Origin of the sequence: Bacillus pumilus (assembly GCF_900186955.1) — a bacterium.
In the GTDB taxonomy this organism is placed as follows: Bacteria; Bacillota; Bacilli; order Bacillales; family Bacillaceae; genus Bacillus; species Bacillus pumilus.
In genome coordinates, this window is sequence record NZ_LT906438.1 from 1,821,920 (window position 1) to 1,836,424 (window position 14,505).

Here is a 14,505-nt window from a genome sequence, read left to right on the forward strand (position 1 = left end):
GCAGCTACTCTTGTGGCAGCCCTTTTTCTTGCGATTGATCTGTTTCTGCCGACTCCAATTTGGTCAATTTAAACACCAAGATCCCAGCTACAATCACAATAACACCTAATAGTTTTGTCAAAGAGAATTCTACTTTTTCTAACCCAAGCCAGCCAAGCGAATCAAACAAAAGCGCGCAGCCGAGCTGTGACGTGAGGACAATCGAGATGCCATAAGTCGGTCCAAGACGTTTGATACTTTGAACAAGACAAATGACCACACCTACCCCAATGGCCCCGCTGATCCAGTACCATGCTTCCATATGTCTTAATCGAAACATGCCAGTCCCCTCTAGTAAGAGCCCCATCAGGAGTGAAGCAATAAAGCCCATTCCAAGAACGAGGGTTGTCGTTGACCAAGAGCCTGTGTGCTCGTTGACCTTACTGTTAAAAATGGTTTGTAAGCTGACGAGTGCGCCAGCCGTGATGGCTAATACTATTCCTATGATCATATATAAATCCCTTCATTTCCTCTATTCATAAATGTTGTGCTCGGCTATTTCTAGGAGCCCTTTGCGATCACAAATCGTAATCTTTCCTCTCTGCCTTTCTATCAGCCCTTTTTCACAGAATTGCTGAATGACTCGGTTAATATGACGGTAGCTTGTACCGATTAAGCTTGCCGCATCAGTGAGACGAAGGGCGCTCGCGCTGTCGTCATCTGTGACAACAGACAATAAGTAGCTTGCAAGCCTGACCTCCACAGGATATAACAGGTGGAAACTCAAATCGTTTGATTTTGTATAAAATTTGTTTGTGATCCCTTTTAGCAGAAAGGTTAGCATGCGCGGGTCATCCTTCGCATGGCGCATGAGCGCTTGATGAGAAACCCTTAACATATGTACTTCTGTGACCGCTTCGACTGTATTGACCATGTCCGTCTGCTGAACGTATTCGATATCTCCAATCGCTTCAAGGGGATGTTTAAAGCTAAGAATAAAGGTTTTCCCTTCCTTTGTGGTCGTGAAAATCTTTAATTTTCCTTTCACTAACAAGTACAGGTACTCCCTCTTATCCCCTTTTGAACAAACGAGCTCCCCTTGCTCATAGCGCCACAAACTTACGTGTGATATGAGCTTTTGATGAAAGACACTTTCTAATTGATGTGCCTTCATATATGAGGCAAAAAGAGATTCATCTTGAAGCTCCTCCATCTGACGCCCTCCTTTATAGTTTTAAAATGATCACACCTGTGACCATCAATAAAATTCCTGCGTAATGTGGCCATTTCATTTTCTTTTTCTGAACACCAAACCATCCTTTTGCATCGATTGCAAAGGTAAAAGCAAGCTGTGCAATGAGTAAAGCTGCGATAGTGAGTGTCACACCGATTATTTGAATCGCAGTGACTTCATTAAAAATAATAATCGCTGCAAATGCGCCGCCTATTAAATAAAGTGGCTGCACCTTTCGATATTCTCTGAAGTGTCCATCTCGTACGATGAGTAAAATGACGAGCGAGATGATAAAGCCGGTCAGCTGCGTGATGGTGGCTGCCTGCCATGTGCCGATATCCTGGCTAATTCTTGCATTGGCTACGCCTTGTAGTGTAATACAAGCGCCTCCTAATAAAGCGAAAATAACACCTTTCATTCGTTCAAAAGCTCCTTCTTTTTTCAGTCTAGTTCCATTAAATGATACATGCCTGCCGGTTGAAAAGGACATATGTCCCACTTTGCGTATTATATCAGAAACTTTTTCTTTTGCAGTTTGTTCGTTTTAGATTTTTCACAGTGGGTACAGTTTTATATCAGCTGAAAACAGAATATTGAATGAATCACATACAAAAAGGAGACATGTCAGAATGAGAAATCAAGAGAAACATTTTATTAACGGAGAATGGATTGCATCAACAGGAAACGAAACGACGGAGGTCATCAACCCTGCGACAGAGGAAGTCATTGGCACCATTAGCTTAGGAACAAAAGAAGATTTAGATAAGGCTGTGAAAGCAGCTCGTGCCGCCTTCCCTTCTTTCTCCAAAACATCTCGAAATGACCGAGTGAAAATGCTGGAAAACATTGTGCGCGGCTACGAAAAACGCAAAGATGAACTTGTAGAAGTGATGACACAAGAGCTCGGTGCACCGCTAAAAGTATCCGAAGAAGTTCATTACAAAATGGGCTATGAACATTTTTCTAAAGCAGCGGAAGCACTTAAATCTTATACATTTACAGAGGACCGCGGCGGACATACCATTATAAAAGAAGCGATTGGCGTCAGCGGATTGATTACACCGTGGAACTTCCCAACGAATCAGACATCTCTTAAAATCGCAGGTGCCATTGCGGCAGGCTCACCAGTTGTCTTAAAGCCAGCGGAAATTACACCATTTGCTGCGATGATTCTTGCAGAAATTATTGATGAAGCTGGTGTACCGAAAGGAGTCTTCAACTTAGTAAACGGAACGGGTGACGTGATTGGTGACGGCATTAGCTCACATCCTGATATTGACTTTGTTTCATTTACTGGATCAGGTGCTGTTGGCTCTAAAATTATGGAAAACGCGGCGGACAACGTGAAGAAAGTGGCTCTTGAGCTTGGCGGGAAATCCCCTCTTATCGTCTTAGATGATGCAGATGTGGATGTAGCAGCAGAAACCGCTGTTCATCATATTGCGATGAATACAGGTCAAGTGTGTTCTGCAGCTACGCGTGTGCTTATTCCAGAATCAATGAAAGACAAGTTTGAAAAAGCGCTGCTGAACGCCCTGCCGAAGTTTACAGTGGGTGATCCGAGAGAAGATCATGCTACAGGCCCGCTTGTATCTAAAAAGCAATGGGATACCGTGCAATCTTATATTGAAAAAGGAATCGAAGAAGGTGCTACCCTTCTTGCAGGGGGAACTGGAAAGCCGGACGGAATCGATAAAGGATATTTCGCCAAGCATACCATTTTCACCAATGTGAAAAATGACATGACCATTGCACAAGAAGAAATTTTTGGACCGGTCATGAGTGTCATCACGTATCAGGACCTGGATCATGCCCTTGAGATCGCCAATGATACAGTGTATGGCCTTGCTGGGTATGTTGTTGGAAAAGATGAAAAAACATTAAAATATGTCGCTGAACATATTCGTGCTGGCCAAATCACCATTAACAATGCCGAAACAGATTACTTTGCCCCATTTGGCGGCTTCAAGCAATCAGGTATCGGAAGAGAATGGGGAGACTTCGGCATCGAGGAATATTTAGAAGTGAAAGCTGTGATGGGACTTCCAACGGCATAATTTTTTGAGGAGGGAGAAAAACTCTAGGGTTTTTCTCCCCTTTTTATTTAATCAATAAGAACCCATTTCGAATTTTAAGAACTGCTTACTACTCTCTTATTTTTTCTTATCCATAATGATTTTGTATTTTTCGACGGTTGCTTTTGGAGGAAACGATTCTTGTAACTCATCAAACCAAATCTCAATCGTTTGTCCCTGTGACAGCTCTTTAGAATCTACTTTCGTTAAATCGATAATGATGAGGTCATCTTTATACTTATCAATAAGTAGATGAGTATTCAACGAATCATCGCTTTTTAGAGGCGTTTTATTGTTTATAAGAAGTAAACTCGTCTCCTCTTTACATAGCAGTATGCCTTTTTTTGAAAAAGGTGCTGTTGTTTTATTCTGATTGTATGAATCCTTTATATTTCCCTTCGGAGAATTGCACGCTACTAATAAAATGAGAAAAATCAAGATGACAAGCCGAAAACATTTTATTTTTTAAAACTTTAGCTGTATCAAATTTCATTCACCCCTTTTCAATTCTTTGCGATCGCTTCTTCATGCTAGCATTCTTAGAACAAAACGACCCATTTTTCTTAAGATGCTTTATACAGTTAAACCGATTTACCCTCAAGTTCATTTACCTTGTAAAGGTATTAGAAATGTTAATCATGACAATCAATATTATATATTTTACTTAATGGCAAACTTTCGGTAAAGTTCAAATTGAACCTATATATATAATTCCTATCGAATTAATCTATGTTTATATTCCTTGTGAGGTGGATATCGTTGCAACTTCATGTATTGAACAGTCCGTTTAGTCAGCAGCAGGCAGACTTGCTTAATCAGCTGCTTCCGACTTTAACAGATCAACAAAAAATTTGGCTTACCGGTTATTTATCAGCACAGGCAGCTCTAACCGGATCAGAAACAGCTACTCTAGCCCCTTCTCCTTCTGCCGCAGTACCTGCGCAGCACGTCAGTAAAGATGTTACCGTCATTTATGGCTCACAAACAGGTAATTCTGAAGGATTAGCGAAAAAGACAGCGCAGCATCTTGAGGAGAAAGGTTTTCAAGTGACGCTCTCTTCTATGTCAGATTTTAAACCAAATAATCTGAAAAAAATACACAATTTACTGATGATCGTCAGCACACATGGCGAGGGAGATCCGCCTGATAATGCCCTTTCTTTCCATGAATATGTCCACGGCAGACGTGCGCCAAAGCTTGATCATTTAAGCTTTTCTGTTTTATCGCTAGGCGACAGCTCCTACGAATTCTTCTGTCAGACTGGAAAAGAATTTGATGAGCGCTTCAAAGAGCTTGGCGGAACGCGCCTGACAGATCGAGTGGATTGTGACCTTGATTATGATGAGCCGTTTTCGGAATGGCTTCAAGGGGTGACATCGTCACTTAGCGAAGGTGAAGCCGCAGCCTTCCCGCAAGAATCAGCAGGAGAGAGCAACCAAACAGCAGCTACTGAATACTCAAGAACGAATCCTTTTTATGCGGAAGTTCTTGAAAATATCAATCTAAATGGTCGCGGCTCTAACAAAGAGACCCGCCATTTGGAGCTTTCACTAGAAGGATCAGGACTTGTGTATGAACCGGGTGACAGCCTTGGAATTTATCCAACAAATGATCCTGCGCTTGTTGATGAACTGATCACAACATGTGGATGGAATGCAGACGAAGCCGTAACTGTTCATAAAAACGGTGACACTCTTCCTTTAAAAGAAGCACTTACCTCACATTTTGAGATTACAGTATTAACAAAACCCCTTCTTCAAAAGTTGGCGGACTTGACGAAAAATGAAGCTCTCCATGCCCTTTTAGAAGAAGGAAATGAAGAAAAGTTAAAAGCGTATTTAGCAGGAAGAGATTTAGTCGATGCTGCGCGCGACTTCGGTCCTTTTGAAGGAACAGCCGCAGACTTTACTGCGATTTTAAGAAAAATTCCTGCCCGCCTTTATTCGATTGCAAGCAGCCTGAAAGCGAATGAAGAAGAGGTTCATTTGACGATCGGTGCTGTGAGATATGATGCGCACGGGAGAGAACGTCAAGGTGTCTGCTCCATTCTATGTGCAGAGCGCTTAGAGCCAGGTGATACGCTGCCTGTTTATATTCAGCACAATCAAAACTTTAAGCTTCCTGAAAACCCTGATGCACCGATCATTATGGTGGGGCCAGGTACAGGTATCGCCCCTTTCCGTTCGTTTATGCAGGAACGAGAAGAAATCGGTGCAAGCGGAAAATCGTGGTTATTCTTCGGCGATCAGCACTTTGTGACGGACTTCTTATATCAAACCGAATGGCAAAAGTGGTTAAAAGATGGCGTCTTAACGAAAATGGATGTGGCCTTTTCTAGAGATTCAGAGGAAAAAGTATATGTTCAGCATCAAATGAAGAAGCAAAGTAAAGAATTATTCGAATGGCTGGAGCAAGGTGCCTATGTATATGTTTGCGGAGATGAAAAGCATATGGCGCATGATGTTCATCATACGCTTCTATCGATTATCCAAGAAGAAGGAGCGATGAGCAAAGAGAAAGCAGAAAGCTATCTAGCTAACTTGCAGCAGCAAAAACGCTATCAGCGCGACGTATATTAATGGACTTGATGCTTGAAAGAAAGGAGCTTTTACTTACATGGTGAAGACAGCATTAACAGCGCCGGATGGACCTCCGAGCGACGTAGAAGAAATCAAAGAAAAAAGTGATTATTTACGGGGTACGTTAAAAGAAGTAATGCTTGATCCGATTTCAGCGGGAATTCCTGATGATGACAATCGCCTGATGAAGCATCACGGCAGCTATTTACAGGATGATCGAGACCTCAGAAATGAACGGCAGAAACAAAAACTTGAGCCAGCCTATCAATTTATGCTGCGCGTACGCCTGCCTGGAGGAATCGCCACATCTAAGCAGTGGCTAGTGATGGATGAGCTTGCTCACACATACGGAAACGGTACGTTAAAGCTGACTACTCGTGAAACTTTTCAGCTTCACGGTATTTTAAAATGGAACATGAAAAAAACCATACAAGACATTCATTCTACTATGCTTGATACAATTGCTGCTTGCGGCGACGTGAACCGGAATGTCATGTGTACATCAAACCCCTATCAATCAGAAGTGCACCATGATGTCTACGAGCTGGCGAAAAAATTAAGTGATGACCTGCTCCCGCAAACAAGGGCGTATCACGAAATTTGGCTTGATGAGGAAAAGGTTGCGGCAACGCCAGATACGGAAGTTGAACCGATGTATGGCCCGCTTTATTTACCAAGGAAATTCAAAATTGGTGTGGCGGTCCCTCCTGCTAATGATATTGATGTCTTTTCGCAGGATTTAGGCTTCATTGCGATCATCGAAAATGAGCAATTGATCGGCTTTAATGTCGCAATTGGCGGCGGAATGGGCATGACTCATGGTGATACAGCCACCTATCCTCAGCTTGCAAAAGTGATTGGCTTTTGTACACCGGAACAAGTTGTAGAGATTGCGAAACAAGTGATTACCATTCAGCGTGACTATGGAAACCGTTCGGTGCGAAAAAATGCCCGTTTTAAATATACAGTGGACCGCCTTGGTCTTGAGAATGTAAAAGAAGAGCTGGAACGCCGCCTCGGGTTTGCCCTTTTAGACGCAAGAGGTTATCACTTTGATCATAATGGGGACCGCTATGGCTGGGTAAAAGGCATCAATGGCAGATGGCATTATACGATGTTTGTAGAAGGCGGACGCATCATAGATTATGATGATTATCCGCTGATGACAGGTATTCGTGAAATCGCAAAGATTCATTCAGGTGACTTCCGCTTAACAGCGAATCAAAATTTGATCATTGGAAATGTCACTTCTCATAAAAAGAAACAAATCGAGCAGCTCATTCAGGAGTTCGGCTTATCAGATGGTCAGCAGCACTCTGCACTCCGCCGCAGTTCAATGGCCTGTGTTTCTCTTCCAACATGCGGCTTAGCGATGGCAGAAGCAGAACGCTACCTCCCACGCTTGATTGACAAAATTGAAGAGATTGTCGAAGAAAACGGCTTAAGTGATAAAGAAATCACGATTCGTATGACTGGTTGTCCAAATGGATGTGCCCGTCATGCGCTAGGTGAAATTGGCTTTATCGGCAAATCACCTGGCAAATACAACATGTATCTTGGCGCTGCGTTTGATGGCAGCAGATTAAGTAAGCTGTACCGTGAAAATGTTGGTGAGGAAGAGATTTTAAACGAGCTTGGCTCTCTTCTCCCCCGCTATGCAAAAGAACGAGAAGACCAAGAACATTTCGGTGATTTTGTCGTTCGGGCAGGGATTGTCAAAGAAACAACAGATGGCACGAATTTTCATGTGCAATAGAAAAAGACAGGACACTCTCCTGTCTTTTTTCAGTGTGATAGAAAATCTTTGCAGCCCTAGGAAGAACGAGTACCGGCACGCAGACCTGAACACCGATGCAAGGGCTTGTTTACATGCTGTTCTGTTTCCGTTTCAAGTACTCGCAAATGCTTTTGTACACATGAGGATTGTCTAAAGAAGAAAGATCTGGTGAAGGCTGCTGTTCATAAGCTCCTTTTAATAAACGCCGGACGATTTTTCCGTTTCTTGTTTTCGGTAAAGCTGAAATAAGATGAATTTCCTTTGGCGTGAGCGCTTTTCCTGCATATGAACCAACATGAGTTTTGAGCTCTTGAATCAGTTTTGTTTCGTCACAAGACTGCGGGCTGGTCACGATGAAGCACACGAGTGCCTCCCCCTTCACCTCATCCTTTACCCCAATCACTGCTGCCTCGTGTACAGCTGGGTGTCCGACAAGAATGGATTCAATTTCTGCTGGACCGACTCGTTTTCCTGCTGTATTAATGACATCATCTGATCTGCCAGTGATATGAAACGTGCCATCCTCTGATTGCACCACCCAATCCCCATGTGTCCATACCCCATCAAATCGTTTGAAATACGTATCTTCATAACGCTTAGGATCTTTCCAAAACCCACATGTCATGCCAACCCATGGCTTTTTCACAACGAGCTCTCCTACTTCATTTATGACGCTCTGACCTGCTTCATTATATACATCAGCTGCCATTCCTAAAATCGCCGCATTAAAAAGGACTGGCTTAATTGGGCGAAGCAGCGTACTTCCTACAATTCCGCCTGAGACTTCTGTTCCTCCCGAATAGTTTAGAATTGGAATATGCTTATGACCGATTTTGTCAAAAAGCCATTGCCATGGTGCTTCATTCCACGGCTCACCTGTAGAAATGATGGCTTTGACATGCGGCAACTTTATACCTGCAAGATTTTGCTGCATCGCAGATCGAACAAACGTAGGAGAAAGCCCAAAGTGGGTGACCTTTTGCTCGTGAATGAATGACCAGAGGTGCTGTTCATCTGGATAATCGGGTGCGCCGTCATATAAAACAATCGCAGCTCCATTGATCAAGCCCCCAAAGACGAGAAATGGCCCCATCATCCAGCCCATGTCTGTGAGCCAAAACAAGCGGTCTCCTTTTGCAACGTCCATACAAAGACCGGCATCAAAAGCTGCTTTTACAGGGAATCCTGCGTGTGTATGGACTGCTCCTTTTGGCGTACCAGTCGTTCCAGAAGTGTATAAGATCATGAGAGGCTCTTCATTTGAGAGATAGGTCGTTTCACTTATCGGGTCTTCTTTTAACAAATCGTTTAACCTAATATCTCCTTCATATTCAGTGTCAGAGGAAGTGTGTACAATGACGGTTTTGACGGTCGTGGTTTTGCCTATGGCTTCTGCTGCACATTCCCGCATATTGATCTTCTTCCCGCGGCGCGTCATGCCTGAGCCTGTGACGACAATGGCTGCACTTGACGCACGAATACGTACGGCAAGAGGCTCGCTTCCATACCCGGAGAAGACGGGGCTAAAGATAACGCCAATTTTCGCAAAGGCTAGCATGACAGCGACCGTTTCAGGAAGCATCGGCATATAAATGACTGCCACATCTCCTTTTTGAAGCCCATTCTTCAAAAAGCCAGCAGCGAGGCGATTCACCTTTTCCTGAAGATCGAGATACGTCCATTTCCTCTCTTCGCCCATCTCGTTTTTCCAAATCACGGCTGGCTGATGCTGCGCATCTTCGTTCTCTGCCCATTTGTCCACGGCCGTTTCGGTTATGTTGAGTTGACCGCCTTTATACCAGTTCGGCCACATGAGTGAATCTTGACCTAATGCGGCTTCGTACGGCATCTTCCACTTGATACCGACCGCCTTTTCGGCTTCTCTCCAAAACCAATCGGTACGCTCGACACTAGCTTTGTAGAATGCATCATAAGTAGAAAAACCAAGTGAGTACATCCATTTGTAAAGACGTGTCTGTTTGATCATTTGCTCTTCCGGTATCCATGCTGGTTTCAGGTTCATCATGAGGGTGCCCCCTTTAGACCGGATAAACCGGATGTTTTCGTCTTGTAAATGTCATCTCTTTTGAGGAATAGGCTTGGAAGCGATGACAAAGCTCATCTCGCAAGTGGTCGAACGGGATGACGCCGTCGACAATCATTTCAGAAGCAAGCTCATATATATTCATATCTTCTTGATATTCCTTGCGTTTCTCATGGATAAATGCAGCTCTCTCTTCAGCAGGCAATTCAGCAATCTTATTTGCATAGACAGCATTTACAGCCGCTTCTGGTCCCATGACAGCAATTTGTGCCGATGGAAGAGCGAGACAGCAGTCTGGTTCAAACGCTGGTCCTGCCATTGCATATAGACCTGCACCGTATGCTTTACGCACAATGACTGATATTTTCGGAACGGTTGCCTCTGACATAGCGGAGATCATTTTCGCCCCGTGTCTGATAATACCAGCTTGTTCCACTTTTGTTCCGATCATAAATCCCGGTATATCCGCAAGGAAAAGGAGCGGGATATGAAAGGCGTCACATAGCTGAATAAACTTAGCGGCTTTATCAGCTGAGTCATGGAACAGCACCCCGCCTTTTACCCTCGGCTGGTTAGCAATAAGACCGACAGGCTGCCCGTTCATTCGGCCAAAGCCTGTGATCAGCTCTGCGGCAAACAGTTTTTTAATTTCAAAAAATGATCCTTCATCAATGAGTAAATCAATGAGCTGATACATATCAAAAGGGGTATTTTGCCCTTTAGGAATAAGGCCTTGGATGGTCATCTCAGATGCTTTAGGTGCTTTTGCGGCTGCCGGTTTTGGTTTCTCTGTATAGTTGGCAGGCATGTAGGTTAAATAGTCGCGAGCGATTTGAATTGCTTCTTCCTCGGTTTTGGCTAAAATATCACCACATCCGGATATGCTACAGTGCATGTTTGCCCCGCCCATTTCTTCAAGTGTTACTTTTTCTCCAATCACCATTTCGGCCATTCTCGGAGAGCCTAAATACATCGAGGCATTCCCTTCGACCATCACAACGATGTCACAAAAAGCAGGAATGTAAGCACCTCCTGCCGCAGAAGGACCAAATAGTAAACAAACTTGCGGGATACGTCCAGACAGCTTCACCTGGTTATAAAAAATGCGTCCCGCTCCCCTTCTGCCTGGAAACATTGCAATTTGATCGGTGATTCTTGCACCCGCAGAGTCGACTAAATACAGCATCGGGCAGTTGAGCTTTTCCGCTGTTTCTTGGATTCTAATGATTTTTTCTACCGTTTTGACGCCCCATGATCCAGCTTTGACAGTAGAATCATTTGCCATAACGCATACGGTTTGCCCATTCATCTGCCCTGTCCCTGTGACAACACCATCTGCTGGTAAATGCTCATCTTTACACTCGGCAAACATCGCATCCTCAATGAACGAATCCTGATCTAATAGCAACTGGAGCCGGTCACGGACGAACAATTTTCCTTTTTCTTTGTTTTTTTGATGGTATCGTTCGGCTCCTCCTTTGACAATTCGCTGTTTTTTCACTTCATATTCTTCGATCATGCCCAGTCCCCTTTCTTGCTAGTTGCCTCTGTATTGAGGCGTTCGTTTTTCTTGGAAAGCTTGAAGGCCCTCCATTCGATCTTCTGTATCAATGAGCCGTACATAGGCTTCGTATTCCTTCATCAAACCTGTACGCAGATCGTGATCAAGACTCATTTGAATCGCTCGTTTCGCTTCTTTTAGAGCAATTGGGCCGTTTTTGGCGATTTGTTTTGCGAGAGAAATGGCGTCATTCATAAGGGAATCTCCTAAAGAGAGGTGCTCAATTAGTCCAATTTGAATGGCTTCTTCAGCTTGTAATGAAGCACCTGTGAAAATCAGTTCTTTTGCTTTACCGAGTCCGACGACACGCGGAAGCCGCTGCGTCCCTCCTGCCCCTGGTATGATAGCTAGTCCTGTTTCTGGCAGACCGAGTCTTGCTCCGGCTCGTGCGATGCGAATATCACAAGCTAGCGCGAGCTCAAGTCCTCCGCCAAGTGCGATTCCGTTCATGACGGCAATGACAGGTACAGGAAGGGATTCAATTTCTGTAAAGGTTTGCTGAATTGACAGAACTGCCGCTTTTGCTTCTTCTTCTGTCATCAATCGTCGCTCTTTTAAATCAGCACCTGCGCAAAAAACGTTAGAACCAGCTCCTGTCATGAGCAGGCAGCGGATGCTTTCATCATGTTTGATTTCTTGAATGAGTTGATTGATCTCCTCAAGCATCGCAGCAGATAGGGAATTTGCTTGTTCTGGTCTGTTTAAGGTCATGATCCCAATCTGTTCATCTTGTATCGTAAAATTGACCAATGATGTCATGTCACATTCATCCTTTATGAAGTAGTATGAGAGTGAAAAGCACGTAAACAATGACTAGGCAGGGTTCGATTTACTTTTGTTTCGATCCATTCTGCCGCTTTTATCAATGCTGGAAAATCGATATTGGTTTCGATTCCTAGTTTTTGAAGCATATGCACGACATCTTCTGTCGCGACATTTCCGCTAGAGCCAGGCGCATATGGACAGCCGCCTAGCCCGCCGCTAGAGGCGTCAAATGTGGTGATTCCCGCTTTTAATGCCGTATAAATATTGGCAAGACCCATCCCTTTCGTATCATGAAAATGAAGAGCGATTTTATCAGCAGGAAAACGTTCAAGTAAAATGTCTAAGCGCCTTTCTACTTGAAGCGGATGGGCTTCTCCAATGGTGTCGCCGAGTGATATTTCATCAATGCCATAAGAAAGCAGCATATCCGTTAACCGCAATACTTGATCCATTGGCACTTGATGTTCATAAGGGCAGCCAAACACGGTGGAAATATATGCGCGTGTGTGTTTTCCGGCTGCTTTTAAATCAGCTGTCATTTGTTTGATGACAGGAAGTGTTTCGTGGATGGATTGATTCATATTCTTTTTGTTATGCGTTTCACTCGAAGAGATAAACATAGCGCCTGTGTCAAGATTTGCTTCAAAAAAGTGAGCTAAGCCTTTTTCGTTAGGAATGAGTGCTGCATAGGTGATATCGCCTTTTTTGTGTAAGGATTGGGCTAATTCTTTGGCATCTTTTAAGGCTGGGACCCATTTAGGATGAACAAATGAGGTGACTTCAATATAAGGGAGCCGGGCTGCTGTGAGCAGTTCAATCCATCTTTGCTTCTCACTTGTGTCCAGCCAAGTGGATTCATTTTGCAATCCGTCCCGCGGGCCGACCTCCCTAATAAGTACACGTTTTGGTAATGCCATCTCGCTCCCTCCTATTCTGTCAGCTCTAAAAGAACCTCCCCTTCATCGACAAATTCTCCCTCTGCTTTATACACTTTGCTGATGACACCTGCCTCTTCTGCCACTATTGGAATCTCCATTTTCATTGATTCCAAGATAGCGACCTCCTGCCCTTTTTGCACTTCATCGCCTTGTTTCACAAGAAGCTTCCATAAGTTTCCCGCCATTTGTATCGTGACCGTTTTCATGAACGGTTCCCCTCCCTTTTTTTCATGAGAAAATCGGTTGTGATGCTGCCACGTAAGAAAGCAGATGATCCAGCCATTTCCCTCAAAAGCGGTAAGTTGGTTTTGATCCCTTCTATTTCATATGCTTGTAACGCAACGTTTAATCGTTCTATTGCAAGTTTTCGTGTATCACCGTAAACGACCATCTTCGCAATCATTGGATCGTAATATGGGGTAATGACGCTCCCGCTTGTCACACTTGATTCATGGCGTATATAGGGAGCTTCTGGTATAGATAGCCGAGTGATTGTTCCTGGTGACGGATAAAAGGTGACGGGGTCCTCCGCATAGATTCTGACCTCGATGGCATGCCCGATTTGATGAATGTCCTCCTGATTGAAGGAAAGCGGCTCTGATGCAGCGATTTTCAGTTGCTCCTCGACAAGATCAATACCTGTAATTTCTTCTGTGACAGGGTGCTCTACTTGTAATCTCGTGTTCATCTCTAGAAAGTAAAATTGTTGATTTTGATCGACTAAACATTCAATTGTCCCTGCATTTTCATAGCCGATGGCTTTGGCTGCTTTCACCGCCACCCGTCCCATCTCTTGTCTTACGGATTCATCGAGACAGGCAGCTGGTGCTTCTTCGATGATTTTCTGGTGTCTTCTCTGGAGTGAACAGTCGCGCTCAAATAAGTGAACCCCGTGGCCGAATGAATCAAAGAGGACCTGGATTTCAATGTGCCGCGCGTCTTCAATGACCTTTTCCATATAAAGCGTCCCGTCGTTAAAAAAACTTTGCGCTCTTTTTTGATTTCCCTCGAAAGCTTTACGCAGCTCCTCATCATTTCGGACAAGCTGCATTCCGATACCTCCGCCTCCGCTGGATGCCTTGAGCATGATCGGATAACCGAGTGACTGCGCTTTACTGATTCCTTCTTCTGCGTCATGGAGAGGTGCTGAAACGCCAGGTACAATGGGGATTCCCGTATGATCCATCGTTTTTCTCGCTTCAATTTTATTCCCCATGCGCTGAATGACCTGTGCAGATGGACCAATAAAAGCGATTCCTTCGCTGCGGCACCGTTCAGCAAAGGCGGCATTTTCTGATAAAAGGCCATACCCAGGGTGGATGGCGTCTGTATTTGTCTGCTTGGCTACCTCAATGATCACTTCCATGTTTAAATAGCTTTCAGATACTTTTGCACCTCCAATCAGATAGGCGCTGTCTGCTTCTTGTACATGAAGCGCATGCTGATCTGCCTCTGAATAAACAGCCACGGTGTTGATCCCGAGCCTTTTACAAGTCCGAATAATTCGACGAGCAATTTCGCCTCGATTGGCGATCAATACTTTTTTGAACAT

The 14,505-nt window shown here is 44.2% G+C and carries 13 protein-coding genes; 3 read left to right on the top strand and 10 right to left on the bottom strand.

The genetic code is table 11. From position 1 onward, the window contains the following. Nucleotides 1-4: 4 nt before the first annotated feature. From CKW02_RS09210 to CKW02_RS09220, 3 genes are read right to left on the bottom strand one after another with little or no spacing between them, the layout of a single operon-like run. Nucleotides 5-490, bottom strand: coding sequence for a DMT family transporter (locus tag CKW02_RS09210; RefSeq protein ID WP_003211624.1), 486 nt, complete (start codon nt 488-490; stop codon nt 5-7). 21 nt (nt 491-511) lie between these two features. Beyond that, a complete protein-coding gene (locus CKW02_RS09215) occupies nt 512-1,192 on the bottom strand; it encodes a Crp/Fnr family transcriptional regulator (RefSeq protein WP_003211382.1) in 681 nt (226 codons plus the stop codon). Nucleotides 1,193-1,205: 13 nt separating this feature from the next. Beyond that, the gene (locus CKW02_RS09220; protein WP_012010174.1) at nt 1,206-1,631 is read right to left on the bottom strand and encodes a DMT family transporter; all 426 of its coding nucleotides are present in this window, start codon (nt 1,629-1,631) and stop codon (nt 1,206-1,208) included. A 211-nt stretch (nt 1,632-1,842) separates the two neighbouring features. Here CKW02_RS09220 and CKW02_RS09225 point away from each other — a divergent pair, with 211 nt between their 5' ends. Then, a complete protein-coding gene (locus CKW02_RS09225; RefSeq protein ID WP_003211183.1) occupies nt 1,843-3,270 on the top strand; it encodes an aldehyde dehydrogenase family protein in 1,428 nt (475 codons plus the stop codon). Between the two features lie 96 nt (nt 3,271-3,366). Here the strand turns inward: CKW02_RS09225 and CKW02_RS09230 are convergent, their stop codons facing one another. Beyond that, nucleotides 3,367-3,726: a DUF3221 domain-containing protein gene (locus CKW02_RS09230; protein ID WP_157733345.1), complete on the bottom strand. Its 360-nt coding sequence runs from the start codon at nt 3,724-3,726 to the stop codon at nt 3,367-3,369. 321 nt (nt 3,727-4,047) lie between these two features. On the opposite strand from CKW02_RS09230, the gene CKW02_RS09235 reads away from it, so the two are divergent. Both CKW02_RS09235 and cysI read left to right on the top strand, forming a co-directional pair. After that, entirely contained in the window at nt 4,048-5,868 is a 1,821-nt protein-coding gene (locus tag CKW02_RS09235; protein ID WP_003211588.1) for an assimilatory sulfite reductase (NADPH) flavoprotein subunit, read from the top strand. A 37-nt stretch (nt 5,869-5,905) separates the two neighbouring features. Further along, nucleotides 5,906-7,624 carry an assimilatory sulfite reductase (NADPH) hemoprotein subunit gene (cysI, locus tag CKW02_RS09240; protein WP_003211384.1) on the top strand — a complete coding sequence of 573 codons (1,719 nt, stop codon included), beginning with the start codon at nt 5,906-5,908 and terminating at the stop codon, nt 7,622-7,624. Nucleotides 7,625-7,733: 109 nt separating this feature from the next. On the opposite strand, the gene CKW02_RS09245 is transcribed toward cysI, so the two are convergent. The 6 genes from CKW02_RS09245 to CKW02_RS09270 are packed head-to-tail and all read right to left on the bottom strand — an operon-like array spanning nt 7,734 to nt 14,505. Then, nucleotides 7,734-9,671, bottom strand: coding sequence for an AMP-binding protein (locus CKW02_RS09245; RefSeq protein WP_003211454.1), 1,938 nt, complete (start codon nt 9,669-9,671; stop codon nt 7,734-7,736). 13 nt (nt 9,672-9,684) lie between these two features. After that, nucleotides 9,685-11,208: an acyl-CoA carboxylase subunit beta gene (locus CKW02_RS09250; protein ID WP_003211285.1), complete on the bottom strand. Its 1,524-nt coding sequence runs from the start codon at nt 11,206-11,208 to the stop codon at nt 9,685-9,687. An 18-nt stretch (nt 11,209-11,226) separates the two neighbouring features. Continuing rightward, nucleotides 11,227-12,009: an enoyl-CoA hydratase gene (locus CKW02_RS09255; RefSeq protein ID WP_003211087.1), complete on the bottom strand. Its 783-nt coding sequence runs from the start codon at nt 12,007-12,009 to the stop codon at nt 11,227-11,229. Between the two features lie 14 nt (nt 12,010-12,023). Next, nucleotides 12,024-12,932: a hydroxymethylglutaryl-CoA lyase gene (locus CKW02_RS09260; RefSeq protein WP_003210822.1), complete on the bottom strand. Its 909-nt coding sequence runs from the start codon at nt 12,930-12,932 to the stop codon at nt 12,024-12,026. Nucleotides 12,933-12,943: 11 nt separating this feature from the next. Continuing rightward, entirely contained in the window at nt 12,944-13,159 is a 216-nt protein-coding gene (locus CKW02_RS09265; protein ID WP_034322699.1) for an acetyl-CoA carboxylase biotin carboxyl carrier protein subunit, read from the bottom strand. Further along, nucleotides 13,156-14,505: an acetyl-CoA carboxylase biotin carboxylase subunit gene (locus CKW02_RS09270; protein ID WP_003212143.1), complete on the bottom strand. Its 1,350-nt coding sequence runs from the start codon at nt 14,503-14,505 to the stop codon at nt 13,156-13,158. The genes CKW02_RS09265 and CKW02_RS09270 overlap by 4 nt, the downstream gene beginning before the upstream one ends.